Below are 25,228 nucleotides of genomic sequence, written 5' to 3'. Positions count from 1 at the left end.
CTTTACTCCTTCTCGCTGATTTCGGGCAACTGCCAGAAATCGAAAAAATTAAACCAGTCGAGCGGCGACAGTAAGGCGTAATGCTCCAGCCGCTGCGCGTAGCGATCGACGGTGTGTTGCAGCGCCTGCTGGCGTTCACCGCGTGGCAGCAGCAGCGGGTCGGCAAACGGTTCGCAGTGCAGGGTCAGCCTCCCCTGGTGGCTGAGGGCAAAAATCAGCACCACCGGACAGCGCAGAATGGAGGCCAGGATAAACGGCCCCTGCGGGAATGGCGCGGGCTGGCCCATAAACGCGCTCCAGATCACGCGCCAGCTGCCGCCGCGCTGTGGCGTGACGGCGATACGATCGCCCACGATGGCCACCCATTCGCCGCGATCCAGCTTTTCTTTGATCAGGATAGCGGTCTCCGGGCCGATGTCAGTGACGGGCATCAGGTGAATGCCCGCCTGCGGCGCCATCTCTTCCATGATCTGCTTAAAGCGTTGGGCGTTATCGCTAAAGACCAGGGCGTTGATGGTTTTCCCCCCTTCACGCTGCGCCAGCGCCCGGCAGGCTTCCACGTCGCCAAGATGCGAGGCCAGCAGCAGTTTACCCTGTGGATCGTCCAGCCCCAGCGCCTCGCGGGCACCCGGTGCAAATACCAGATCGCGATGCAGCTTCATCTCGCCGCGCCAGCTGGCCACCTTGTTCAGCATGGCATGACCAAAACGCAGGAAGTGAAAAAAGCTGTGCAGGCGGGGAGGCTGAGGGATCTGTCGCTGTGCCATGACCTCTTTAACCCGCCTCAGCCATTGCCGCGACGCCTGACGCGCCGAACGGGCGGTAAGCCAGTAAACGGCGGTGACCGGCCACAGCAGGAGGGTGAAGGCCTTGCGCCCAAGCAGTTGCCAGACGCGTAACATCAGGCGCATTCCCCATAGTCCTTTGACCTCCTGCTGTTGCGCCCAGTGCTGCGGCCGACGGCGCATCAGCAGGGAAGGGATGCGCGGCAGCATCCCCAGAAACAGACGGGTATGCATCAGCGAGATGCGCACGTTGTCTTTTAGCGCATCGAAGTGGGATACACCGTCTGCCGGGTAGGTGACGCGGGTGGGCAGAAAATAGCTGGGCGTGCCCTGCCAGTAGAGGCGGACCATCACTTCAGTATCAAAGTCCATACGCTTGCCGAGCGGGGTACGTGCGGCAAGCTGCATCACCGGCGTGATCGGATAGACCCGAAAGCCGCACATGCTGTCTTTAAGCTGCAGGGACAACGTTTCAATCCAGACCCAGACGTGCGTTATCCAGCGTCCGTAAAGGCGCGAACGGGGTATGGAGTCATCGTAAACGGGTTGACCGGAAATCAGCGCCTCGGGGTGACGTTGCGCCAGCGCCAGAAAGCGGGGGAGATCTTCAATGGCGTGCTGGCCGTCGGCGTCCACCTGGATTGCATGAGTGAAGCCGCGCTCTGCGCAGGCTTTCAGCCCCGCCATCACTGCCGCGCCTTTGCCGCTGTTTTTCGCCAGACGCAGCAGTGTAACCTGCGGATGCTGCTCTGCTAAGTGCGCCAGGGTGTGGCGCGTGCTCTCTTCGCTGCCATCGTCAACCACCAGGCACGGGAGGTCAAACGGTGCCAGACGTACGAGCACCGCGGCCATCATCGCACCGTGGTTGTAGCAGGGGATCAACACGCAGGGGCGGAACGTTACTGACATAGGCGAATCTTCCCGCTGCTGGCGGTATGGCGTTCACTGCCCGCATGGCGCTGGTAGCTGAAGCTGAGCATCTGACGGGCAGGGTGCCAGTCAAGGATCAGCGTCACCGTGTTGTCCGGCAACAGCGGGGCCGCAAACTTCACATTCTGAATGCTGTGAAAACGGTAGCCCGGTGCCATCAGGGTGGTGGCGTAATGCATCACCCAGTCGAGTTGTGCAACGCCAGGGAGCAGGGGCTGGACAGCAAAATGCCCCTTAAACCAGAGCAGGACAGGGTCAAGGTAAAGCGTGATCTCAAGATGCTCCGGATGAGTCTGGTGGCGTTCGATTTCATGAATCTTCATGAAATAACTCCTGTAGCTGTGCAGTCACACGCTTGTTCATGCTGTTGACCGGGATTTCATCGACAATGCGCCAGTAGCGGGGCACGGCAACCGGTTCAAGGCAGGGGCGAAGGGCGCGACGCCACGCGGATTCCTGGGCATTTTTACCCCCGTTGTCTCTGTGCAAGCGCGCCGCGTCACTGAGTACCAGCAGCACGCCAATGGCCTGACGACCACGGCGAGTGACCGCCAGCGCGGCGGCGTCGCAGATGCCGTCCAGCGCCAGTAACCGCTGCTCAATCTCATCAAGCGAAATGCGTTTGTCTTCAATTTTGACCACCCGGCCACGGCGTCCGATGATGTTGAACTGCCCGTCAGCCGCGAAATGCAGGATATCATCCAGCACGACTCCTTCAGCCTCGCGGATCAGTGGCGACGTCACCCGATCGCCGTGGAACGTCACGCCGGGAAACGGCTGCCAAAGTGTTGTCTCATCCAGACGGTGACGCCAGGCCATAACGCCCGTTTCGGTGCTGCCGTAAATTTCATCAGGCCAGACGTTCAGCCAGTCATGACAAGGGATGATGTCGCGCCAGGGCAGTTCGCCCCCGGCTGAGAGCAGCAGGGCAACCGGAGGCGGCACAAGCGAGGTGTCGAGCCGCTTGAGGAATGCCGGGCTGCTGATAAAGAGGTACCGTTTGTCCTGCGGCAGCGCTGGCAGCTGTTCTGCGTACTGCAGCAGGGAGGCATGCAGCGGCAGGCCAAGCGCCATGGGTAAGACAACACGAAACGTCAGGCCATACAGATGATGCAACACCACGGAGGCCACGACGTGACAGCCTGTCAGCCGTTCGCCAAACCGATCGGCAAGCAGACGGGCTTCCCGATCCAGGCCGATCACCGGCTTAATCACCCGCTGCGGCGTGCCGGTGGAGCCAGAGGTAAAGAGCTCGATAACGCGCGTCTCGTCAATGGCAGGCAAGGGGGAAAAGGGGATGTTTGTCGGCGCAGTGGCGGTGACCAACCGCAGTCGCCCTGAAAACTCGAGCGTGGTGTCGCTCAGGACGCCGCTGAACATGGCCCGCTGTTCGTTAAGCTGCGCCCCCCGGCTGTGCCCGGGGAGCACGGGGGTTTTCCCCGCATGAAGCGCCGCCAGCAGGGCGACGATAAAAAGATAGCCGTTTTCAAAACAGAGCGCCCAGCGCTCGCCCTCTTCCTGACGCAGCGCGTCGACCAGTTGCGTAACATCGTGGCGCAGATCGCCCAGCGTCCAGATACGATCGTCAAGCCAGGCGACAGGCGTCTCATCAGGACGCGGGGCGTTTAGCCACTGGCTCAGAGGAAGCGGTTTATCCATCGTTTTTTATTACCCGTTGTCGCACCAGCCATTCACCCGCCATTAACGTTCCCATCAGGATGTAGGAAAGCATCCCGTTCCACAGCGTCCACAGGCGCAGGTCGGCGTACAGCACGGTAAACAGCGCGACTGCGCCGTTGCCGATAAAAAAGCCGCACCAGACTTTCGTCACTTTACGCGTGTAACGAACCCCGGCAGGAGACAACTGGGGCTCCCGTATCCGCGCCAGCCGTTCCACCATCGGCATGGATGTCCACAGCGAGCCCCCAAAGACCACCAGCATCACCAGATTAACGACCACCGGATAAAACAGCACCCACAGGTGAGCGTGAAAAAGGCTCGCCACGCACAGCACTGCCCCGGCCAGCGTCACGCTCAGGAAAACGTAGCGCAAGGGGCCGCGCTGCTGGCGCGTCTGCCAGACACGCAGCAGCAACACCAGCGCCATCAGGGGCAATATCCATTGCAAATGGTGGCTTGCAAGGCCATAGCCAATCAAAAACGGCCAAGCCAGCAGCATCAGGCCCGTCAGTATCGGGATGAGCGGAATGGCAGGCACGTCAGGCGTCGCGCTGGAGTTGTTCCACAACGTCGACGATGTCCTGAACGGTACGCACCGCTTTGAAGGTTTCAGGCTTAATTTTATGCCCCGTCTTCTTCTGCAGGTTAACCACCATATCTACGGCATCAATGCTGTCGAGATCCAGGTCTTCGTAAAGCCGGGCCTGCGGCGTAATGAGCTCAGGGTCGAGTTCAAAAAGTTTAATAAGAAGCGCAGAGACTTCCTGATAAAGGGTTTCTTGTTCTGTCATAGCGGGTCATTCTCAGGCGCGTTGTTGATGAATAAAAGCGGCGAGCGTGGCAACGGAATAGAAGTGCTGACGCATCTCGTCGCTCTCGGCAGAAAGCACTACGCCGTACTGATTTTTCACAGCCAGCCCCAGCTCCAGGGCATCAATAGAGTCCAGACCCAGTCCGTCACCAAACAGCGGAGCGTCGGTGTCGATATCCTCTGGGGTAAGTTCTTCCAGATTCAGCGTAGAGATAATGAGATTCTTAATTTCAAGATAGAGCGCTTGCATCTTTCATTCCTGACAAAGATTGAAGACCGGATGTTAATTGCTGCTGCATATGCCGGTTTAACTGCCTTGCCGCCAGCGCAGGTTCGTGCTGGCTCGCATCGTAAAAATCATGAATGTTGATGCGTTCGCGAACATCCACGGTAAAAATGGGTTTTTTGGGCGGCACATTGTACCAGCGACTCTGTTTATCCAGCATGCGTTCGCTACAGTGGATCACCACCACGCGCAGAGAGCTGTTGCACCGCACGGCAATATTCGCCGCTCCCCGCTGCAGGGTAATGGCTTCGCCCACGCGGGTGCGGGTGCCTTCCGGGAAAATCAGCAGGGTGTCGCCCTGCGCCAGACGCTGCTGGCTGGCACGAAGCAGCGTTTCTGCTTCGCTGTTGATCAGGTAATCGGCTGCACGGATCACGCCGCTGACAAAGGGGTTACGCAGCAACGCGCTTTTCACCAGACAGTCGGTTTCGTTCATCACCGAGGCGAGGATCACATAGTCCAGCAGCGAAGGATGGTTGGCTATCACCAGGCAGCCGCGCTCGGCGCGCAGAACGTCCAGATTGTTAAAGCGGTAATCCAGCACGCCGGTTCCGCGAACGACCGCCAGGAACAGCCGAAAACTGGCGGAGATGCTGCGTCGCGCCAGTCGGCGGCGTGCCGTGCGATCGCGCTGAAAAATCAGCAGCAGGTTAAACCAGACCAGCGACAGCAGCAGCCCGCCAAGGCCAAACAGGGCGAAGCAAAACCCGGTCATCAGCATGCGCCATAACCGATCGAGGCGGGAGAGGATCCGGCTCATTGGCGCGCCCACTGCCACTGCAAACGCTCGCCTGCCAGGGCAAATTGCCGCGCGTCGCTCAGGTAATGTCGCAGGAACTGAAGGCTTTGCGGCAGCGCGGGCTCTTCCCCTGTGCTTTCGCGATGGGTTTCACAGCAGAGCGCGTCCCCGGCTTCAATCACCAGCGCAAGGGCGTAAGGCCAGACGGGCATCTGCGGCGGGAGCCCGGCGTGATAAAACGCGGGCAGGACGCCGTCAAAATCCACCAGCAAAACGCGGGAGTAGCCCGCGTGAAGCAGACTCAACACTTCGCACAAACTTTGCTGGAAGGTGTCCATCCCGGCGGAGACCGAGGATGAGACAATCGGCTGACCTGCGGTGATGGTAAGATTGCCGACCGCGGCGTTATGAACAGACATTGCAAAATCGGTGGGGGAGACGGGTTGCTCCGTCGCCAGCGCTTGCAGAATACGGTAGTTGCGTTCCAGCTCGCCATGGCGGCTGCTGTAGACCACGGCATCGATACGATGTTTGCGCAGCATCGCAAGACCAATATCCACGGCCAGCTTACTGCCCGAATTGAGGCGGCGGGCGGTCATCATCGGCAGATCGGTCAGTTTTGCAAGCGGCGCGGCGGGATCGATGGCGTCAGACTGGCGCGACCATGCCTGCCATGCGCCGGCATCGCTGAGTCCTGGCGCTCTGGCCTGCCAGTCGATAATGGTGAGGGTAAATTTCATCTACGCGCGTCCGCGATAAACCTGTTTCTGTGATTTTTACTTCGCAAGCGCGATGTTACAGCGTACATCGTACAGTGTTGTCGCAGGCTTGCGAATAACGTTTCTCCTAAAAATTTCCCGTAGCGTCATGTTCCGTCTCACCCCAGACGATTAACCGGGAAGCCGACTCTTGGGTCGGCCCGGCCCCAGCAGTATCGCCAGTTTGCTGCCGCCTTTGGTGGTCTCCATCCAGATTTTACAGACGCTGGTGAGCGGTACCGACAGCAGCATCCCAACCGGGCCCAGCAGCCATCCCCAAATCAGTAAGGATAAGAACACCACCAGCGTCGACATGCCCAGCCGGTGGCCCATCATCCGTGGTTCAAGAATATTCCCCAGCACCATATGCACCACGAGGAACAGCGCCCCCACCAGCATGCACTCATAGAAGCCATTAAACAGAAACGCCTGAATCATGGGCGGCACGGCGGAGAGTACCGCGCCAATGTTGGGCACGTAGTTCAGCAAAAACGCCAGCACTCCCCACATCAGCGCGAACTGCACGCCCATCAGCATCAGCCCCAGCCAGACAATCACGCCGGTCCAGACGCTTAACAGGGTTTTTAAGGCCAGATATTTGGAGACGCCCTTTAACGCGCGGTGTAAACCGGCGATGTGAATTTGCGGATTATTCAGCGCGAAACGCAGCTTATAGGGCACGTGGCGCACTTCGAACAGCATAAACACCACCGTCATGACCAACAGCAAAATGCTGGCCATAGCGCCGGACAGGCCGGTCATCAGCGTGGTGGCGTAGGTCATGATTTTTTCGGAATCCATCCGGCGCAACATCCGTTCCGGCGAAATATGCAGGTTCAGAAACGGCATCATCTCCTGAAGCGCCACGATCTTGCGCGTCAGCTCTTTGTTGTATTGCGGCAGCATCGTGGAGAATTCGCTCAGCGAGGCGGCCAGCACGCCGAAAAGGGCGGTGAGTGCAATCAGCATCACGATAACCACAATGGTTATGGCCACCGGGCGGCTGATACCCCGGCGCAAAAACCAGGTCACCAGCGGGTTAAGCACAATGGCAAAAAAGAGCGCCAGCAGAAGCTGGACAATAATATCGGCGGCAGCATGGATACCGGCGAGGATCACCACCAGAGAGGCGAGTTTTAACAGGATGTGGAGTCCTGCTTTGTCGGGCGGGTTAGGGGTCATTCGTGTTCCTTAATGTGATTGCCCGTTAAGTGTAGTGCGCGGGTTTCGCTTCGTCTGGCACCGTTAATCTGAAAGTCGCTGCTGATTTTCTGCTGGCGTCGTGGTAATAGTGAAACACTGTTGCAAAAATCCAGGTAAAACCTCATGCCCGAACCCGCCGCCGAACCGGCATTAAGCGGATTACGCCTTAATCTGCGCATTGTCTCCGTTGTGATTTTTAACTTTGCCAGTTATCTGACGATTGGCCTGCCGCTGGCGGTGTTGCCGGGCTACGTTCATGACGTGATGGGGTTTAGCGCATTCTGGGCGGGGCTGGTGATTAGCCTGCAGTACTTCGCCACGCTGTTGAGCCGCCCGCATGCGGGTCGCTACGCGGATCTGTTCGGGCCGAAGAGCATTGTGATCACAGGATTATGCGGCTGTTTTCTCAGTGGCCTGAGTTACCTGCTGGCGGCAACGACCAGCCACTGGCCGTTGGTCAGCCTGGTGCTGCTGTGCCTGGGCCGGGTGATCCTCGGTATTGGGCAAAGCCTGGCAGGAACCGGCTCGACGCTGTGGGGCGTAGGCGTGGTCGGGGCACCGCACATTGGCCGGGTCATCTCCTGGAACGGCATTGTCACCTACGGGGCAATGGCGCTTGGCGCCCCGCTTGGGGTGATGTGCTATGCGTATGGCGGACTGTACGGCCTGGCGGGCACCATTATGGTGGTCGCGCTGGTGGCGATCCTGTTTGCCCTGCCGCGTCCGAAAGTGAAGGCCAGCAAAGGCAAACCGCTGCCGTTCCGGGCAGTGCTGGGGCGCGTCTGGCCGTATGGTATGGCACTGGCGCTGGCAACCACCGGCTTTGGGGTGATCGCCACCTTTATCACCCTGTTTTATGACGCCAAAGGCTGGGACGGGGCGGCCTTTGCGTTAACCCTGTTCAGCTGTGCGTTTGTGGGTGCCCGTTTGCTCTTCCCGAACGGTATTAACCGCCTGGGCGGGCTGAATGTAGCGATGATCTGCTTTGCGGTTGAGATTGTCGGGCTGCTGCTGACCGGTATAGCGACCGCGCCGTGGATGGCAAAAATTGGCGTGTTCTTCGCCGGAGCCGGTTTTTCGCTGGTCTTCCCGGCGCTGGGCGTGGTGGCGGTGAAAGCCGTGCCGCCGCAGAATCAGGGGGCGGCGCTGGCAACCTACACGGTGTTTATGGATATGTCGTTGGGCATTACCGGGCCGCTGGCAGGGCTGGTCATGGCCTGGGCAGGCGTGCCGGTAATCTATCTTGCGGCTGCGGGTCTGGTGGTGATGGCCCTGATGCTCACGTGGCGGCTAAAAAAATGGCCCCCGGTGCAGGCACCGGAGGCCACGTCATCATCCTGACGCGTTACTGAATCACGATGGTGTTGATGATGTTTTCAGCGGCAGTCTGCGCTTTCTGCTGATCTTCCGCTGGCAGGGTGATCTGCAGGGTCAGCAGTTTGTTATCCACCTTACCCAGCACCACGGAAGAGTAGGCCGTCTGACCTTTTGCAGAGATAATGCTGTCCAGCTGCTGCAGCGTGTGGCCTTTCAGTTCGATGGACTTGTTGGTCACCACCTGCAGCTGCGGGTCGCGGCTGCGCTGCTGATCTTCCAGACGTTTGGACAGCACGGCCAGGTCTTCGCTGGTATCGTCGCCCACAATCACAATCACCGCTTTCTGCCCGGTTGCATCGGAATAGACGTGCATGTTGTTCGCCTGGGTACCCAGCTTGCCGCTCTGGTCAGTCATATCCGCTGGCAGAGAGAAGCTGAGTTTACCGTCCAGCAGGTTCACCGGCTGACCGGTTGCGTTGCTCTCTGCAGACGCGCCCTGAGCAGGCGTTTTCGTGTCGCTGTTATCACAGGCTGCAAGGCCGACAACCAGCAGGCCAATCCCGACATATTTAACCAGATTGCGCATTGACTTCTTCCTTTCGATAAACGGCCATAACGGCTCATTTGTCCATCTTATCACAACTGATAAATCGAACCCTTAACCAGCCTGCAATGCTGTGATTTCAGATTTATCTGCCAGTCTTTTCAGCAGCATATTCAGCAGCACGCCGTACATCGGCAGGAAGAAGACAATGCTGATAAGCACCTTGAAGCAGTAGTCCACCAGCGCAATTTCCATCCAGTGTTCGGCCATAAACGCATCCGGGCTGTGCCAGAAGGCAATGAAGAAGAAGGCCAGCGTATCGCTGACGTTGCCGAACAGCGTCGAGGCGGTGGGGGCCATCCACCAGCGGTGATTCTGACGCAGGCGGTTAAATACGTGCACGTCGAGGATCTGCCCCAGCGCATAGGCCATAAAGCTTGCAGTAGCGATTCGGGCAACAAACAGGTTGAAGTGGGTTAACGCCTCAAAGCCCTGCCAGCTCCCCATGTAAAACAGGGAGGAAATAACGTACGACACGAACAGCGCCGGCAGCATGACCGCAAAAATAATGCGGCGAGCCAGCGGTGCGCCAAAAATACGCACGGTCAGATCGGTGGCGAGAAAAATAAACGGGAAGCTGAACGCGCCCCAGGTGGTATGGAAACCAAAGATGGCTATCGGCAGCTGCACCAGATAGTTACTGGAGGTGATCACCAGCAGATGAAAAAGCGAAAGCCAGAACAACGCTTTTACGCGCTGCGATTCAGAAAACGGCGTCATATTGTGACCTTTTTATACGTTGGGGTGAGGGAACCCAATAAAAACCGCAGCATGATACTGCTTTGACGGGACTTTGCAATGGTTAGTTTTTACGCAACCGTTAACCTGGTTTGCATTGCTGGCTACGGGGCGTAAACTACAGCCGTTTTTATCTGACCGAGAACACCATGACCGATCTGTTTTCCACTCCAGACCACACCCTTGATGCGCAGGGCCTCCGCTGCCCTGAGCCGGTAATGATGGTGCGCAAAACCGTGCGCAATATGCAAACCGGCGAAACGCTGCTGATCATCGCTGACGATCCGGCAACCACCCGCGATATCCCCGGTTTTTGTACCTTTATGGAGCATGAACTGGTGGCACAGCAGACCGAAGCGCTGCCGTACCGGTATTTGATCCGCAAGGGGTAACCCCCTTACTGCATGCCTAACAATCCCGGCAGCCACAGCGAAATCGCCGGGATGTACGTTATCATTCCCAGCACCAGCAGCAGCATGCCGTAAAACGGTAGCATCGCGCGCACCACATGCTCGATTTTCTGCTTGCTTACCGCACTGGCCACAAACAGCACCGAACCCACTGGCGGCGTGATAAGCCCGATCCCCAGATTCACCATCATGATCATCCCGAAATGGACCGGGTCGATCCCAAGCGACTGGGTCACCGGCAACAGCACCGGCGTCAGGATCAGAATGATCGGCGCCATATCCATCAGGGTGCCAATCAGCAGCAGCATGATGTTGAGGTACATCAGGATCACGTACTTGTTATCCGAGAGCGAGGTGAAGAACGCCGTGATGCGCACAGGTAACTGCATGTAGGTCATCACCGCGCCAAACGCCGCCGCAAAGCCAATCAAGATCATCACGATAGTGACCGTTTTCACCGTCCGGCACATCAGCTTCGGCAGTTCGCTCCACGTATAGTCCCGATAGATAAACATGGTGACAAAGAATGCCCACAGACAGGCGACCGCCGCGGATTCGGTGGCGGTGAATATCCCGGACATGATCCCGCCGAGGATAATTACCACCGTCATCAGCCCCCACAGAGCGTCCAGCAAAATCTTCAGTGCCTGTTTGAAGGGGATTTTTTCGCCTTTTGGATAGCCGCGCTTATGGGCAAAGCACAGACACAGCGTCATCAGGCACAGTCCCAGCAGCAGCCCCGGCAGCACGCCTGCGATAAACAGCGTGGCAATGGAGACCGTACCGCCTGCGGCCAGCGAGTAGATCACCGAGTTGTGGCTGGGCGGGATTAAAATCGCCTGCACCGACCCGCTGGCGGTGACCGCCGCCGCATACTCGCGGGGATACCCCTTTCTCTCCATCTCAGGGATCATCACGCTGCCGATGGAGGCCGTATCCGCCACCGATGAACCGGAAATCGCGCCGAAAAAGGTGGAGGCCACGATATTCACCAGCGACAGTCCGCCGCGAATAAAACCAACAAAGACATACGCGAAATTCACCAGCCGTCGGGCGATGCCGCCTTCCGCCATGATCGCCCCCGCCAGGATGAAAAACGGGATCGCCAGCAGGGTAAATTTGTTAACCCCGCTGGTGATCTGGATCATCAGCGCTTCGAGCGGTAACTCGATCCACAACGCGCCCGCGACGGCGCTTAAGCCGACGGCAAACGCCACCGGCATACCCAGCGCCAGCAAAATGGCGAGGGTGAATAACAAAACGAATGCATCCATTGTTCACCCCTTAACTGTGGTTGCCGATCAGCACCACAGGACGGTTTTCCTGTGAGCCAAACAGCAGACGTTCAATGACAAACAGGATCAGCACCGCAGAACCAATCGGCAGCGGCAGATAACTCTCCCCTGACGTCAGGATCGGAAACTCGGCGACCGGCTGCTCCCAGAGCTCGACACACAGCCAGTAGCTGTACCAGAACATAATCAGCGAGGTCAGCAGCATCAGCAGATCCACCACGCGCGCACACGCTGTTTTCAGCATGTCTGGCAGTCGGTCGGTCAGCATGTTCACCGCGATGTGTGACCCGGCACGGTAGCTCACCGCCGCGCCGATAAACGTAAAGGTCACCATGCAGATGATGGCAATCGGCTCCGGCCAGGATTCACCGCGATTCAGCACATAGCGCGAGAAGATGCCAATCGGGATCACCACCGTCATGACCAGCAGCGCGCATCCCGCTACGCCCATGGCGAGCAGATACAGCCGGTCCATCCACTTCAGGTAGAGTTCGGACATACGTTCTCCGTTTACTGAACGTCAGCAATGGCTTTCATCAGGTCCTGATGCTTTTCGCCATACTGCGCGCGCACCGGCTCTGTGGCTTTGATAAATACCGATTTGTCGATCTCGTGGAACTGCACGCCACCGGCTTTCATCTTCGCCAGCGCCTCGGCGTTATAGGCCTGCCACAGCTTGCGCTGTTCGAACTGCGCTTCGCGCGCCAGGGTCAGGATTTTCTGCTGTTCGTCTGCGCTGAGCTTGTCCCATTTCACTTTTGAGTAGAGCAGCATTTCCGGGGTAATGAAGTGGCCGCTGAGGGTATAGTTTTTGGCGATCGGCATATAGTTATGGGCGATGAAGGTCGGCGGATTATTCTCAGCGCCGTCGATTACGCCGGTCTGCATGCCGCTGTAAACCTCACTGACCCCCATCGCCACCGAGTTAGCCCCCATGTCTTTCAGTGTCGCCAGCGCCACCGGGCTTCCCTGAACGCGGATTTTTTTGCCTTTCAGATCCTCCGGTTTGACGATCGGCGTTTTGGTGATCAGGTTACGGGTGCCGGAATCCATCCAGCCGAGAAACACCAGCCGCGATTTGGGGCTGGCGGTCAGTTTTTCGCCAATCTGCTTGCCGATATCGCCGTCGATGACGTTGTGCATGTGGTCTTCATCGCGGAACACATAGGGCAGGGTAAAGACTTCAATATCGGGCAGGATCGCCGCCACCGGAGCCATGGAGACACGGATCATGTCGATCGCCCCCATCTGCGCCTGTTCAATCATCTGCTTTTCATCCCCGAGCACGCCGCCGGGAAAGACCTTGATCTCCAGCTTGCCGTCGGTTTGTTGTTTGAGTTTCTCCCCCATGTGCTGTACGGCTACCACGTTCGGGTAGCCTTCAGGATGCACATCGGCGGCTTTAATGGTTTGCGCAGAAACGGAGCAGGCAAAAGCAGACAGACACAGAGCGGCCAGTAACGGCTTGAGGGTCGTTTTCATCAAGTCAACTCCAGGGTAGTGAGGTAAGTGTTAAAACGGTGTTTTAGTTTTGTACGTTTAAAAATTACACTATGGCCTGGAAAACGGAGGTGAAGCGCCTCACAAAAGCGTGAATTTCTGAAACGCTGGTTTAGATTTTTGAGAAGGGAAGGCCGGGTTGCCGTTACGCTTTACCCGGCCAGGCGTGCATTGCGTGTTATTTGCGTCGCAGTAAGCGGAGCGCGTTGGCCGTCACCAGCACCGTCGCGCCGGTATCCGCCAGCACCGCCAGCCACAGCCCGGTGATGCCGAGCAGGGTGGTGACGAGGAAAATCCCTTTCAGCCCCAGGGCGATGCTGATGTTCTGGCGAATATTGGCGCGCGTGGCGCGTGCCAGGGAAATCATCTGCGCCAGCCCGGTCAGGCGGTTATGGGTGAGCGCGGCATCGGCGGTTTCCAGCGCCACGTCGGTACCACTGCCCATGGCAATCCCGATGGTGGATGCTTTCATCGCTGGCGCATCGTTGATTCCGTCGCCGATCATCGCCAGCGGAGCATGGCTGTTCAGCTCCGTCACGGCACTGACCTTGTCCGCAGGGAGTAATCCGGCCTTAAAGTCCAGCCCCAGCTCTCCGGCAATCGCGGCGGCGGCACGCGGGTTATCGCCGGTGAGGATCACACCCTGTACGCCCAGCTGATGGAGCGCCGCGACGGCCTCTTTCGCATCATCACGCAGGGTATCGCGCAGTGCCAGCATGCCTTTGGCGACGCCGTCCTGCATGACGGTTACGACAGTTTGTCCGGTCTGTTCTAACGCCTCAACCTCTGGGTTAGAAGACTTACCCGCCGCGACAATCAGCATCTTTTTACCGTCGATGTCGGCCTCAATCCCGGACCCAACCAGCGCCCGCTGTGCCGTTGCCGTCGGAATTGCCAGCCCGCGCGACTGTGCTTCACGCACAATCGCCTGCGCCAGCGGGTGAGTGGAACCCTGCTCTACGGCGGCGGCCAGCGTAAGCAGTTCATCTTCACCGATATCCTGCGGATACACGCCGGTGACCTGCGGTTTCCCCACGGTCAGCGTGCCGGTTTTATCGAACGCCACCTGCTGCACCTGGCTTAACTGTTCCAGCGCCGCGCCGCCTTTTATCAGGGCACCGCGACGTGCCGCTGCCGCCAGACCGGAGGTAATGGCCGCCGGGGTGGAGATCACCAGCGCACACGGACAGCCAATCAGCAGCAGGGTCAGACCTTTGTAAATCCAGCCTTCCCACGGCGCACCAAAGAACAGCGGCGGAACGATAGTGACCAGCAGGGCAACCAGCATGATGGCGGGGGTGTAAATCCGGCTGAAGCGGTCAATAAATCGCTCGACGGGGGCGCGACGCTCCTCGGCCTCTTCGATCAGCTTCAGGATACGGTCGATGGCGCTGTCACCGGGTTCGGAAAGTACCGTGAACTGGACCAGACGGTCGACACTGGTGGCGCCCGCAGGTACTTTTTCACCGGCAGTGCGTTCAACCGGAATCGACTCCCCGGTGAGGGCGCTTTCGTCGAAGCTCGCGGTGGCGGTGAGCAGGGTACCGTCCGCAGGCAGGCGCCCTCCGGCAGCGACTTCAATCACATCGCCCGGACGCAGTGCGTTAATGGCCACCGTCTGGCGTTCGTTTCCGGCTACTCGTGTGGCGGTTTCGGGCTTAAGCGCCATCAGGGCGCTGACCCCTTTACGCGCCCGGCTTGCCGCCCAGCCTTCAAGACGTTCGCCAATTAAGAACAGCAGCAGCACCATGGCCGCTTCCGCTGTGGCACCAATGAACAGCGCGCCGATAGCCGCCACGCTCATCAGCGTTTCGATAGCGAACCAGCTGCCGCTTTTCATCAGCCGCAGCGCCTGGCGGGCAATGGGATACAGCCCGACAAGCGTGGTGGCGATAAACGCCAGATTGCCAAACGGGTGGTTGATCTGCTCCAGACCCCAGCTCAGGGCCATCATAATCACGAGCGCGATAAGGGGCAGATTTTCACGCAGCGGAGCGGTTTTTTCGGCGGGGGCCGTTTCGCTACGCAGGGAGTAACCGGCCTTGCTGACGGCGGACACCACCTGCTGGCTGACGTCATTATCGGCGCTGACCAGCAGTTTTTCGGTGGCAAAGAGCACCTGAACGTGGCTGACGCCCGGGATCTGTTTTACCGCGTTTTCGACTTTGCGGGCGCAGGCCGCGCAGTCCATGCCGTTAACCACCCAGCTGTAGCGGTTTCCACTTTCAGGCAGCGGCTGTGCGTTTTGTGTTTCGCACGTCCCTTCACAGCAGCAGTCGTCCTTCGCCGGAACCGGACTGAGCTTAAGTGCGGAAAATTGAGGGGCTTTTTTAGGTGTTTCTGGAGTCGACATGGCACTCTCCGGTAATGATAATTTTCTCATTAACCGCAGCATACACTCTGGAGTCGACTCCAGAGTCAAGGCTTATTTAGATATACAGCGAACGCACAATCAGGAAGTGCCCGGCAAAGTAGCAGGCGGCGGCAATCGCGTTATCAGCCCGGAAACGACGGCGATAGTGGCTGCCCAGCCAGACGATATTCCCGATTAACAGCAGGGCCGCGCCGAAGAAGGCGGACATCGCCGGGGCCGTTGGACGGAAGAACCACAGTTCACCGGCCAGCCACACCATCACCAGCGTCATGGCGATAAACGTGCAGACAGGCAGACGCATCTCTTCCAGCCGCGACCAGATCACCGCAATCAGCAGGGCGCCAATCACCAGCAGCACCAGCGGGAGCGGCCAGAAGAAGGATAGCGTCATCTGGCTGGCGAAGTAGATGGTGTAGAGCAGATGCGACAGGAAGAACGCCCCCACGGCATACAGCAGACGCTGACGCGGCAGCAGGGTTAAGGCATCGCCAATCAGGGAAGCACACAGCCCGGCGAGGACCAGATAGCTGACGGCGTTAAACATCGGCGCTTGCCAGGCAAGCAGCAGGAGCAGCAACAGCGTGACGGGTTTAAACAACCAGCGCTGCCAGGCCGGACCGCGGTACGACGCATCGACATAAAGCCATGCGGAAAAACAGACAGCGATAAATGACCAAAGCATATTAACTCCCTGTATCTGTTAAGGCTGAATAATCAGTTTCATCTTCAGTGTAGTGATGCGGGCAGGCGTTTGGCAATGCCGGGGGAGTCAGGGTATCCTGAATTCCGCATAATCTTATGGGATTGTTGAATGAGCAAGATGCCGCTGTTTTTCATTATCGTGGTGGCGATTATCGTCATTGCCGCCTCGTTCCGTTTTGTGCAGCAGCGCCGCGAGAAGGCGGATAATGACGCCGCGCCGCTGATGCAAAAGCGCGTGGTGGTGAGCAATAAACGCGAAAAACCCCTTAATGACCGGCGCTCGCGCCAGCAACAGGTTACCCCTGCGGGAACGACCATGCGCTATGAAGCGAGCTTTAAGCCGGAAACGGGCGGCCTGGAGATGACCTTCCGCCTGGAGGCGCAGCAGTACCATCAGCTGACGGTGGGTGAGAAAGGGATGCTGAGTTACAAAGGGTCGCGGTTTGAGGGGTTCAGGGCTGAATAATACGATCCCCTCTCCCAGTGGGAGAGGGTTAGGGTGAGGGCATCAGACCGCACCTTACTTCTTCACCTGCGCCTTAAACTTCTTCATCCACACCAGCAGTTCAAACACGCCGAAAATAAACACGCGCAGCTGCTGCCAGCCGGTCATCTGCGGGCCGTCTTTTGGCAGGCCATTTTTCAGCATCACCATCTGCAGGGCGTGCATGAAGGTGGTAAAGATAAACGCCACGTTCACGAAGATATTCATCGGGCGCGGGAACGGATGCACCAGATTGAGCAGCAAAAACGCCCAGACGCACAGCATCAGTAAACGTCCCAGATTAATCAGTACTGGCATTGGATTCTCCTTGTGCCTGACGATGATACAGACGATAAGCGACCTGACCCGCCACTTTTTCGCGGTGTAAATCCCAGTGAACCGGCACTGGCGGTAGCCCATTTTCCACTTCGCTTTCAACGTAAATCAGCGCGTCATCCGCCAGCCAGCCGTTGCTTTCCAGCAGGGATAACGTCTCTTCCAGCAGCCCCTTACGGAACGGCGGATCGACAAACACCACGTTGTGCGGCGTGCCTGGCTGCGCGAGGAAACTGAGCGTATTGGTGTTCACCACTTTGGCGTTGGTGGCTTTCAGCGTCGCCAGATTTTGCTGCAGCGTCTGCGCGACGCCGCGCTCCATCTCCAGCAGCGTGGCGCTGGCGGCGTAGCGCGAGAGGGCTTCCAGCCCTAATGCGCCGCTGCCAGCAAAGCAGTCGAGGCAGTGGGCGTCTACCATTGACGGGGCCAGCCAGTTAAACAGCGTTTCACGCACGCGGTCGGTGGTTGGGCGTAAACCGGGGCTGTCCGGCACCGGGAGTTTCCGGCCTCGCCACTGGCCACCGATAATACGAATTTGACCGGCTGGGGCGCGGTTGGGTTTCTTCATCTCAGGAAAGCTCTGTTAACAATTGGCCTGCGATTGCGGGCGGTGATGTCAATTAAGTAAAGTGTTAGACTATTTCATCATTTTTTTAGCTTCCATGTATATAGCGCCGCGAGGAGTGTAGTCGCAGATGGCAAAACAAAAAAAACGTGGCTTCTTTTCCTGGCTGGGTTTCGGTGAAAAAGAGCAAGAAACAGAACAGAAAACCGAAGAACAACAAGCCGTTGAAGAACAGTCTCAGCCTGAAACGCCTGTAGAAACCGCCGCGGTTGTCGAAGCGGAAGAGCATGCGCACAGCAAAGAAGAGACTGAAGCCTTTGCTGAAGAGGTGGTTGAGGTCACCGAACAGGTTCAGGAGAGCGAAAAGCCAGAACCTGTTGTTGAAGCGGTTACTGAAGCGCCGCAGGCCGTTATCGAACATGAAGAGTTGCCGCTGCCGGAAGAGGTAAAAGCGGAGGACGTTTCCCCTGAAGAGTGGCAGGCCGAAGCGGAAACCGTGGAAATTGTCGACGCGGTGGAACAAGAAGCGGCACATCAGCCGGAGCTGACCGACGAAGAGCTGGAAGCCCAGGCGCTGGCCGCTCAGGCGGCTGAAGAAGCGGTTATCGTCGTGCCCGTGGAAGAGCAGGCCGAAGAGGAGATCGTTCAGGAGCAGGAAAAACCGACCAAAGAAGGTTTCTTTGCCCGCCTGAAACGCAGCCTGTTAAAAACCAAAGAAAATTTAGGTTCCGGATTTATCAGTCTGTTCCGCGGCAAAAAGATCGACGACGATCTGTTTGAAGAGCTGGAAGAGCAGTTGCTGATTGCGGACGTTGGGGTGGAAACCACCCGTAAGATCATCGCCAACCTGACCGAAGGGGCGAGCCGCAAACAGCTGCGCGACGCCGAAGCGCTGTACGGCCTGCTGAAAGACGAGATGGGTGAAATTCTCGCAAAAGTTGACGAACCGCTTAATATTGAAGGCAAAACGCCATTTGTTATTCTGATGGTTGGCGTTAACGGTGTCGGGAAAACCACCACCATCGGCAAACTGGCGCGTCAGTTCGAGCAGCAGGGTAAATCGGTGATGCTGGCGGCGGGTGATACCTTCCGCGCGGCGGCGGTTGAACAGCTGCAGGTGTGGGGCCAGCGCAACAACATTCCGGTGATTGCGCAGCACACCGGTGCGGATTCCGCGTCCGTGATCTTTGACGCCATCCAGGCGGCGAAGTCGCGAAATGTGGATGTCCTGATTGCCGATACCGCAGGGCGTTTGCAGAACAAATCGCACCTGATGGAAGAGTTGAAGAAAATCGTCCGCGTCATGAAGAAGCTGGACGAAGACGCACCGCATGAAATTATGCTGACCATCGATGCCAGCACCGGACAGAACGCCGTCAGCCAGGCGAAGCTGTTCCATGAAGCGGTAGGACTGACCGGGATCACGCTGACCAAACTGGACGGCACCGCGAAAGGCGGGGTGATCTTCTCCGTGGCCGATCAGTTCGGCATTCCTATTCGTTACATCGGTGTGGGCGAGCGTATTGAGGATTTGCGTCCGTTTAAGGCGGACGACTTTATTGAGGCATTATTTGCCCGAGAGGACTAACAATGATTCGCTTTGAACACGTCAGCAAGGCCTATCTCGGTGGGAGACAAGCGCTGCAGGGGGTGACCTTCCACCTGCAGCCAGGCGAGATGGCATTCCTGACCGGCCATTCCGGCGCGGGGAAAAGTACCCTGCTCAAGCTTATCTGTGGGATTGAACGGCCAAGCGCCGGGAAAATCTGGTTCAGCGGCCATGAAATTAGCCGTCTTAAGAACCGCGAAGTGCCGTTCCTGCGTCGCCAGATCGGGATGATTTTCCAGGATCACCACCTGCTGATGGATCGCACCGTTTTCGATAACGTGGCGATCCCGCTGATTATTGCCGGTGCCAGCTATGATGATATCCGCCGTCGCGTCTCTGCGGCGCTGGATAAGGTCGGGCTGCTGGACAAAGCGAAGAACTTTCCGATCCAGCTCTCCGGCGGTGAACAGCAGCGTGTGGGCATTGCCCGTGCGGTGGTGAACAAGCCTGCGGTACTGCTGGCGGATGAACCGACCGGTAACCTGGACGACGCCCTTTCTGAAGGGATTTTGCGTCTGTTTGAGGAATTCAACCGCGTTGGGGTGACGGTATTGATGGCGACGCACGACATTGGGCTCATTTCCCGCCGTTCGTACCGCATGCTGACCCTGAGCGACGGGCATTTGCACGGAGGCCACGGTGAACAAGCGTGATGCAATGAACCAGATTCGGCAGTTCGGGAACCGGTTTGACCGTTTCCGTAAGCCGCAGGGTGGCGGTGACGGTAACCGTAATGCGCCGAAGCGGGCGAAAGCCGCGCCGAAGCCAAACTCCCGCAAAACCAACGTGTTCAATGAACAGGTACGCTACGCCTTCCACGGCGCGTTGCAGGATCTGAAAAGTAAACCGCTGGCGACGTTCCTGACGGTGATGGTTATCGCCATTTCGCTGACGCTGCCAAGCGTCTGCTATATGGTCTATAAGAACGTGAATCAGGCGGCGTCGCAGTATTATCCGTCTCCGCAGATCACGGTCTATCTGGACAAAGCGCTCGACGATAACGCCGCGGCGCAGGTGGTGGGGCAAATCCAGGCCGAGAAGGGCGTGGAGAAGGTGAACTACCTTTCCCGCGAAGAAGCGCTGGGTGAGTTCCGTAACTGGTCAGGCTTTGGCGGCGCGCTGGATATGCTCGAAGAGAACCCGCTGCCGGCCGTGGCGGTGGTGATCCCGAAGCTCGACTTCCAGGGAACGGATTCACTTAATACGCTGCGCGACCGCATCTCTACCATTAAAGGCATTGATGAAGTGCGCATGGACGACAGCTGGTTTGCGCGTCTTGCCGCACTGACCGGGCTGGTGGGGCGCGTGTCGGCGATGATTGGCGTGCTGATGGTGGCGGCGGTATTCCTCGTCATCGGTAACAGCGTGCGCCTGAGCATTTTCGCCCGCCGCGATACCATCAACGTGCAAAAGCTGATTGGTGCGACGGATGGCTTCATCCTGCGTCCGTTCCTTTACGGCGGCGCATTGCTCGGTTTTTCCGGCGCATTTCTTTCACTGATATTGTCAGAAATTTTGGTGATGCGGCTCTCCTCCGCCGTGACTGAGGTGGCGCAGGTCTTCGGAACTAAGTTTGATATCAGTGGCTTAGGGTTCGATGAGTGCCTTCTTCTGCTGCTGGTTTGCTCCATGATTGGCTGGGTGGCAGCATGGCTGGCGACGGTTCAACATTTACGCCACTTTACTCCCGACTAAGAAAAGCGTGATATAATCTTTCCCTGCACCGAGATGTTCGCTCTGCAGGGAAAGCGTCCCTGTTGTCTCTTCCCCTGTTATCATCTCCATGTCACATTTTGTGCGTAATTTATTCACCGTTGCACCTGGAACTTGTGGATAAAATCACTGTCTGATAAAAGAGTGAATGCTAATCTCGTTGCTCAAACGCTTTGGCATGGTTGTTGCCTGATGGGGACAACCTGGACCAGAAGAAACATTGAGAGGAATGAATGACCAAAGAAATGCAAACTTTAGCTTTAGCCCCTGTTGGTAACCTGGAATCGTATATCCGGGCTGCGAACACCTGGCCGATGTTAACGGCCGAGGAAGAAAAGGAGCTTGCTGAAAAGCTGCATTACCAGGGCGATCTGGAAGCAGCGAAAAAGCTGATCCTGTCTCACCTGCGCTTTGTTGTTCACATTGCTCGTAATTATGCGGGCTATGGCCTGCCGCAGGCGGACTTGATTCAGGAAGGTAACATCGGCCTGATGAAGGCTGTACGTCGCTTTAACCCGGAAGTGGGTGTACGACTGGTCTCCTTCGCTGTGCACTGGATCAAAGCAGAGATTCACGAATACGTGCTGCGCAACTGGCGTATCGTGAAAGTCGCCACGACAAAAGCGCAACGCAAACTCTTCTTCAACCTGCGTAAAACCAAGCAGCGTCTGGGCTGGTTCAATCAGGATGAAGTAGAAATGGTGGCGCGCGAGCTGGGTGTTTCCAGCAAAGATGTGCGTGAGATGGAATCCCGTATGGCCGCGCAGGACATGACTTTTGACATGTCTTCCGATGACGATGCGTCCGACAGCCAGCCAATGGCGCCGGTACTGTATCTGCAGGATAAGACCTCTAACTTTGCTGACGGCATTGAAGAGGACAACTGGGAAGATCAGGCCGCGAACAAGCTGAGCTATGCGATGGAAGGCCTTGACGAGCGTAGCCAGGATATTATCCGTGCCCGCTGGCTGGACGAAGACAACAAGTCCACGCTGCAGGAGCTGGCCGACCGCTACGGCGTGTCCGCTGAACGTGTGCGTCAGCTTGAAAAGAACGCCATGAAAAAACTTCGCGCCGCGATTGAAGCGTAATTCCCGCGAAGTATGACGAGAGCCCCTGGATGCGAATCCGGGGGTTTTGTTTTTTTAGCGCCCGCTCTGGCGAATTTCTCCCCCCTGGCAAACACTTACTGATGCGCTAAGCAGGCGACTTTCTCAGGGGGACAGGGTGAAAAATAACGAACTGAACGACCGGCGTTTACAGGCGACGCCGCGCGGCATCGGCGTGATGTGTAACTTCTATGCCGAAAAAGCTGAAAACGCCACGGTGTGGGACGTCGAGGGCAACGAGTATATCGACTTCGCCGCCGGAATAGCGGTGCTGAACACCGGGCATCGCCATCCAAAAATCATTTCCGCCATTGAAAAACAACTTCATGCCTTCACCCACACGGCGTACCAGATTGTGCCATACGAAGGCTATGTGTCGCTTGCCGAGCGAATCAACGCGCGTGTGCCGATTGACGGCCCGGCCAAAACCGCCTTCTTCTCAACGGGGGCAGAAGCCGTCGAAAACGCGGTAAAAATTGCCCGCGCATACACCAGACGCCCTGGCCTGATCGCCTTTGGCGGTGCTTTTCATGGACGCACCTCGATGACCATGGCGCTGACGGGGAAAGTTGCCCCTTACAAGCTGGGTTTCGGGCCGTTTCCTGGCTCTGTATATCACGCCCAATACCCCAATGAACTGCACGGTGTCAGTACGGCGGAGGCATTAAAAAGCCTGGAGCGTATCTTCAAAGCGGACATTGCCCCGGACCAGGTCGCGGCCATTATTCTTGAACCGGTTCAGGGTGAGGGCGGTTTCAACATTGCACCGGCGGATTTTATGCAGGCCTTGCGCGCCCTGTGCGATACCCACGGTATTTTGCTGATCGCCGATGAGGTGCAAAGCGGTTTTGCGCGTACCGGAAAACTGTTCTCGATGGAACACCACTGCGTGAAGCCGGATCTGATCACCATGGCGAAAAGCCTGGCGGGTGGCATGCCGCTCTCGGCGGTGTCGGGCCGCGCCGAGGTGATGGACGCGCCTGCGCCTGGCGGACTGGGCGGTACCTATGCCGGTAACCCACTGGCGATCGCCGCCGCACATGCCGTGCTGGACGTGATTGATGAAGACGATCTTTGTACGCGCTCGGCGCACCTGGGTCATCATCTGGTGGAAGTACTGAACAAAGCGAAGGAACATTGTCCGTATATCGCGGATATCCGCGCACAAGGCTCAATGGTGGCGGTGGAGTTTAACGATCCGCAATCCGGGCTGCCGTCACCGGAATTCACCCGTCAGGTTCAGGAGCGAGCCCTGCAGGAAGGCCTTCTGCTTCTGAGCTGCGGCGTGTACGGTAACGTCATCCGTTTCCTCTATCCGCTCACAATCCCTGAAGTGCAGTTCCGTAAAGCGCTGGACATTATTTCTGCGTCGCTGACTCGTTAAAGCCAGAAGCCCGGTGAAATTCCTGCCGGGCTTATCATATATTCATTTCAAATTTGCTATTCCAAAATCATAAAAATGGGGTATGTTTTAGCAGAGTATGCTGAAAAAGCGCGACTGGCATACCTATAACTGAAATAAAGCGCTACACAACAACATCACAACAATCGTAATAACCATAATAATGGGGAATCTCAGGATGAACATGAAGGGTAAAGCGTTACTGGCAGGATGTATCGCGTTGGCATTCAGCACCATGGCGCAGGCCGATATTAAAGTGGCCGTGGTGGGCGCGATGTCCGGTCCGGTAGCACAGTATGGCGACCAGGAATTTACGGGCGCAGAACAGGCGGTTGCCGACATTAATGCGAAGGGCGGTATCAAAGGCGAAAAACTGCAGATCGTAAAATATGATGATGCCTGTGACCCGAAACAAGCGGTTGCCGTGGCGAACAAAGTGGTGAACGACGGCATCAAATACGTTATCGGTCACCTGTGCTCCTCTTCCACCCAGCCTGCGTCTGATATCTACGAAGACGAAGGCATCCTGATGATCACCCCGGCGGCAACGGCACCGGAGCTGACGTCGCGCGGCTATAAGCTGATCCTGCGCACCACCGGTCTGGACTCCGATCAGGGCCCAACGGCCGCCAAATACATTGTCGAAAAAGTGAAGCCGAAGCGTATCGCGATCGTTCATGACAAACAGCAGTACGGTGAAGGTCTGGCGCGCTCCGTGCAGGACAACCTGAAGAAAGCGAATGCTGACGTCGTCTTCTTTGATGGTATCACCGCCGGTGAGAAAGACTTCTCTACCCTGGTGGCGCGTCTGAAGAAAGAGAATATCGACTTCGTTTACTACGGTGGCTACCACCCGGAAATGGGGCAGATCCTGCGTCAGGCTCGTGCAGCGGGTCTGAAAACCCAGTTCATGGGGCCGGAAGGGGTGGCGAACGTTTCCCTGTCTAACATTGCCGGTGAGTCTGCGGAAGGCCTGCTGGTGACCAAGCCGAAGAACTACGACCAGGTCCCTGCGAACAAACCGATTGTAGATGCCATTAAGGCGAAGAAACAGGATCCAAGCGGCGCGTTCGTCTGGACAACCTACGCAGCACTGCAGTCTCTGCAGGCGGGTCTGAACCAGTCAGCCGATCCGGCTGAGATTGCCACCTGGCTGAAAGCGAACTCTGTTGATACCGTGATGGGGCCGCTCTCCTGGGATGAGAAGGGCGATCTGAAGGGCTTCGAGTTCGGCGTGTTTGACTGGCATGCCAACGGTACTGCTACTGACGCCAAATAAAAGCAAAAAGGCAACGTAAGTTGCCTTTTTTAATGTTTGCCCCCTCTCCCCGTGGGAGAGGGCTGGGGTGAGGGCATCAGGCCGCACAAATCTAGCGCTTCTCCCACCCATTTTTCTGCGCCGTAAACCCTAACGCCTGCATAAACGCCGCCATCACGCTACGGTCCTCCACGCCTACGTCGGCCATCCACCAGGAGGTAATGCTCGGGTTTTCACGGATCAATTCTTCGATCAGGTACTGCCCTACGCCGCGACGACGGGTGACGTCACGCACGCGCAGAGAGTCCAGCGCCCCTTCCGTGCCGCTCAGCGTCACGCGCACAGCAGCCAGCAGACGCTCGTTGAAGCGCGCGGCATAAATACGGTGGGTTTCGTCAACGCTCAGCGACGAAGGGGAATATTCCGGCCAGATCTTGCCCAGGTCGATATGATCCTGGTCGCTAAAGGTCACCAGACGAACGATAGTCAGTTTCATTAGCTGCTTGTCCAAATCAAATTGAGTAGAGGCAGTGTACTCAATTTATTCGCTCAGCGGCTTCCTCTTTTTATTCCCCGTTACCAGGTGATTAGTTTTTTGCCAGGACGAAGTGCAGTTTGAA

Annotated in this window: 27 protein-coding genes and 1 pseudogene; 9 read left to right on the top strand and 19 right to left on the bottom strand. The window is 57.3% G+C overall.

What is annotated here, in order from left to right; all coding sequences use genetic code 11:
- Nucleotides 1–2: 2 nt before the first annotated feature.
- The 9 genes from AC2FAK_RS18435 to AC2FAK_RS18395 form a co-directional block, all read right to left on the bottom strand.
- Nucleotides 3–1,694, bottom strand: coding sequence for a glycosyltransferase family 2 protein (locus AC2FAK_RS18435; protein WP_095455451.1), 1,692 nt, complete (start codon nt 1,692–1,694; stop codon nt 3–5).
- Nucleotides 1,685–2,038, bottom strand: coding sequence for an ApeI family dehydratase (locus tag AC2FAK_RS18430; protein WP_095455452.1), 354 nt, complete (start codon nt 2,036–2,038; stop codon nt 1,685–1,687). Before AC2FAK_RS18430 ends, AC2FAK_RS18435 begins: the two co-directional genes overlap by 10 nt.
- A complete protein-coding gene (locus AC2FAK_RS18425; protein WP_095455453.1) occupies nt 2,025–3,374 on the bottom strand; it encodes a class I adenylate-forming enzyme family protein in 1,350 nt (449 codons plus the stop codon). The genes AC2FAK_RS18430 and AC2FAK_RS18425 overlap by 14 nt, the downstream gene beginning before the upstream one ends.
- Nucleotides 3,367–3,963, bottom strand: a complete 597-nt coding sequence (locus tag AC2FAK_RS18420) for a COG4648 family protein (RefSeq protein WP_032618692.1) — start codon at nt 3,961–3,963, stop codon at nt 3,367–3,369. Before AC2FAK_RS18420 ends, AC2FAK_RS18425 begins: the two co-directional genes overlap by 8 nt.
- Nucleotides 3,935–4,186, bottom strand: a complete 252-nt coding sequence (locus AC2FAK_RS18415) for an acyl carrier protein (protein ID WP_020687737.1) — start codon at nt 4,184–4,186, stop codon at nt 3,935–3,937. The genes AC2FAK_RS18420 and AC2FAK_RS18415 overlap by 29 nt, the downstream gene beginning before the upstream one ends.
- A gap of 12 nt (nt 4,187–4,198) precedes the next feature.
- Entirely contained in the window at nt 4,199–4,456 is a 258-nt protein-coding gene (locus tag AC2FAK_RS18410) for a phosphopantetheine-binding protein (protein ID WP_010436544.1), read from the bottom strand.
- The gene (locus tag AC2FAK_RS18405; RefSeq protein ID WP_029883611.1) at nt 4,437–5,252 is read right to left on the bottom strand and encodes a lysophospholipid acyltransferase family protein; all 816 of its coding nucleotides are present in this window, start codon (nt 5,250–5,252) and stop codon (nt 4,437–4,439) included. The genes AC2FAK_RS18410 and AC2FAK_RS18405 overlap by 20 nt, the downstream gene beginning before the upstream one ends.
- Nucleotides 5,249–5,971: a beta-ketoacyl synthase chain length factor gene (locus AC2FAK_RS18400; RefSeq protein ID WP_095455454.1), complete on the bottom strand. Its 723-nt coding sequence runs from the start codon at nt 5,969–5,971 to the stop codon at nt 5,249–5,251. Before AC2FAK_RS18400 ends, AC2FAK_RS18405 begins: the two co-directional genes overlap by 4 nt.
- A gap of 150 nt (nt 5,972–6,121) precedes the next feature.
- Complete coding sequence (locus tag AC2FAK_RS18395) at nt 6,122–7,171, bottom strand: AI-2E family transporter (RefSeq protein WP_013099154.1); 1,050 nt, start codon at nt 7,169–7,171, stop codon at nt 6,122–6,124.
- A 109-nt stretch (nt 7,172–7,280) separates the two neighbouring features.
- Between AC2FAK_RS18395 and AC2FAK_RS18390 the strand changes: the two are divergent.
- Nucleotides 7,281–8,533: pseudogene (locus AC2FAK_RS18390) on the top strand (MFS transporter).
- 4 nt (nt 8,534–8,537) lie between these two features.
- On the opposite strand, the gene AC2FAK_RS18385 reads toward AC2FAK_RS18390, so the two are convergent.
- Together AC2FAK_RS18385 and AC2FAK_RS18380 are read right to left on the bottom strand one after the other, a co-directional pair.
- On the bottom strand, nt 8,538–9,095 hold the full coding sequence (locus tag AC2FAK_RS18385; protein ID WP_013099152.1) for a DcrB family lipoprotein: 558 nt from the start codon (nt 9,093–9,095) through the stop codon (nt 8,538–8,540).
- Between the two features lie 72 nt (nt 9,096–9,167).
- Nucleotides 9,168–9,833, bottom strand: coding sequence for a 7-cyano-7-deazaguanine/7-aminomethyl-7-deazaguanine transporter (locus AC2FAK_RS18380; protein WP_013099151.1), 666 nt, complete (start codon nt 9,831–9,833; stop codon nt 9,168–9,170).
- 167 nt (nt 9,834–10,000) lie between these two features.
- On the opposite strand from AC2FAK_RS18380, the gene tusA reads away from it, so the two are divergent.
- Entirely contained in the window at nt 10,001–10,243 is a 243-nt protein-coding gene (gene tusA, locus AC2FAK_RS18375) for a sulfurtransferase TusA (protein ID WP_014833603.1), read from the top strand.
- Between the two features lie 5 nt (nt 10,244–10,248).
- Here the strand turns inward: tusA and AC2FAK_RS18370 are convergent, their stop codons facing one another.
- The 5 genes from AC2FAK_RS18370 to AC2FAK_RS18350 all read right to left on the bottom strand — a co-directional run bounded on the left by AC2FAK_RS18370 (nt 10,249) and on the right by AC2FAK_RS18350 (nt 16,112).
- On the bottom strand, nt 10,249–11,535 hold the full coding sequence (locus AC2FAK_RS18370) for a TRAP transporter large permease (RefSeq protein ID WP_023621483.1): 1,287 nt from the start codon (nt 11,533–11,535) through the stop codon (nt 10,249–10,251).
- 10 nt (nt 11,536–11,545) lie between these two features.
- The gene (locus AC2FAK_RS18365; protein WP_023621484.1) at nt 11,546–12,055 is read right to left on the bottom strand and encodes a TRAP transporter small permease; all 510 of its coding nucleotides are present in this window, start codon (nt 12,053–12,055) and stop codon (nt 11,546–11,548) included.
- A gap of 11 nt (nt 12,056–12,066) precedes the next feature.
- A complete protein-coding gene (locus AC2FAK_RS18360) occupies nt 12,067–13,038 on the bottom strand; it encodes a TRAP transporter substrate-binding protein (protein ID WP_047023339.1) in 972 nt (323 codons plus the stop codon).
- A gap of 196 nt (nt 13,039–13,234) precedes the next feature.
- Complete coding sequence (gene zntA / locus AC2FAK_RS18355; protein WP_047023338.1) at nt 13,235–15,409, bottom strand: Zn(II)/Cd(II)/Pb(II) translocating P-type ATPase ZntA; 2,175 nt, start codon at nt 15,407–15,409, stop codon at nt 13,235–13,237.
- Between the two features lie 76 nt (nt 15,410–15,485).
- Nucleotides 15,486–16,112 carry a lysoplasmalogenase gene (locus tag AC2FAK_RS18350; protein ID WP_014833599.1) on the bottom strand — a complete coding sequence of 209 codons (627 nt, stop codon included), beginning with the start codon at nt 16,110–16,112 and terminating at the stop codon, nt 15,486–15,488.
- Nucleotides 16,113–16,241: 129 nt separating this feature from the next.
- Here AC2FAK_RS18350 and AC2FAK_RS18345 point away from each other — a divergent pair, with 129 nt between their 5' ends.
- Nucleotides 16,242–16,598: a DUF2500 domain-containing protein gene (locus AC2FAK_RS18345; RefSeq protein WP_029883607.1), complete on the top strand. Its 357-nt coding sequence runs from the start codon at nt 16,242–16,244 to the stop codon at nt 16,596–16,598.
- A gap of 54 nt (nt 16,599–16,652) precedes the next feature.
- Here AC2FAK_RS18345 and AC2FAK_RS18340 read toward each other — a convergent pair whose 3' ends face one another.
- Both AC2FAK_RS18340 and rsmD read right to left on the bottom strand, forming a co-directional pair.
- Nucleotides 16,653–16,934 (bottom strand): DUF1145 family protein, encoded by a 282-nt coding sequence (locus AC2FAK_RS18340; RefSeq protein ID WP_013099143.1) that lies wholly within the window; start codon nt 16,932–16,934, stop codon nt 16,653–16,655.
- Nucleotides 16,918–17,520: a 16S rRNA (guanine(966)-N(2))-methyltransferase gene (rsmD, locus tag AC2FAK_RS18335; protein ID WP_029883606.1), complete on the bottom strand. Its 603-nt coding sequence runs from the start codon at nt 17,518–17,520 to the stop codon at nt 16,918–16,920. The genes AC2FAK_RS18340 and rsmD overlap by 17 nt, the downstream gene beginning before the upstream one ends.
- Nucleotides 17,521–17,647: 127 nt before the next feature.
- Here rsmD and ftsY point away from each other — a divergent pair, with 127 nt between their 5' ends.
- The 6 genes from ftsY to livJ all read left to right on the top strand — a co-directional run bounded on the left by ftsY (nt 17,648) and on the right by livJ (nt 24,629).
- Complete coding sequence (gene ftsY / locus AC2FAK_RS18330; protein WP_095455455.1) at nt 17,648–19,105, top strand: signal recognition particle-docking protein FtsY; 1,458 nt, start codon at nt 17,648–17,650, stop codon at nt 19,103–19,105.
- Between the two features lie 2 nt (nt 19,106–19,107).
- A complete protein-coding gene (gene ftsE / locus AC2FAK_RS18325) occupies nt 19,108–19,779 on the top strand; it encodes a cell division ATP-binding protein FtsE (RefSeq protein WP_013099140.1) in 672 nt (223 codons plus the stop codon).
- A complete protein-coding gene (gene ftsX / locus AC2FAK_RS18320) occupies nt 19,766–20,821 on the top strand; it encodes a permease-like cell division protein FtsX (protein ID WP_013099139.1) in 1,056 nt (351 codons plus the stop codon). The genes ftsE and ftsX overlap by 14 nt, the downstream gene beginning before the upstream one ends.
- 251 nt (nt 20,822–21,072) lie before the next feature.
- Complete coding sequence (gene rpoH, locus AC2FAK_RS18315; RefSeq protein ID WP_008500093.1) at nt 21,073–21,930, top strand: RNA polymerase sigma factor RpoH; 858 nt, start codon at nt 21,073–21,075, stop codon at nt 21,928–21,930.
- 136 nt (nt 21,931–22,066) lie between these two features.
- On the top strand, nt 22,067–23,332 hold the full coding sequence (locus AC2FAK_RS18310; RefSeq protein WP_013099137.1) for a 4-aminobutyrate--2-oxoglutarate transaminase: 1,266 nt from the start codon (nt 22,067–22,069) through the stop codon (nt 23,330–23,332).
- Nucleotides 23,333–23,528: 196 nt separating this feature from the next.
- Entirely contained in the window at nt 23,529–24,629 is a 1,101-nt protein-coding gene (gene livJ / locus AC2FAK_RS18305; protein WP_014833593.1) for a branched chain amino acid ABC transporter substrate-binding protein LivJ, read from the top strand.
- A 91-nt stretch (nt 24,630–24,720) separates the two neighbouring features.
- Here livJ and panM read toward each other — a convergent pair whose 3' ends face one another.
- Nucleotides 24,721–25,104: an aspartate 1-decarboxylase autocleavage activator PanM gene (panM, locus tag AC2FAK_RS18300; RefSeq protein WP_095455456.1), complete on the bottom strand. Its 384-nt coding sequence runs from the start codon at nt 25,102–25,104 to the stop codon at nt 24,721–24,723.
- Nucleotides 25,105–25,228 lie beyond the last annotated feature (124 nt).

The sequence above is a fragment of the Enterobacter cloacae complex sp. 394F7 genome (assembly GCF_057320385.1).
Note: the sequence above shows the minus strand (reverse complement) of the source record. Positions and strands in the feature narration are given on the sequence as shown.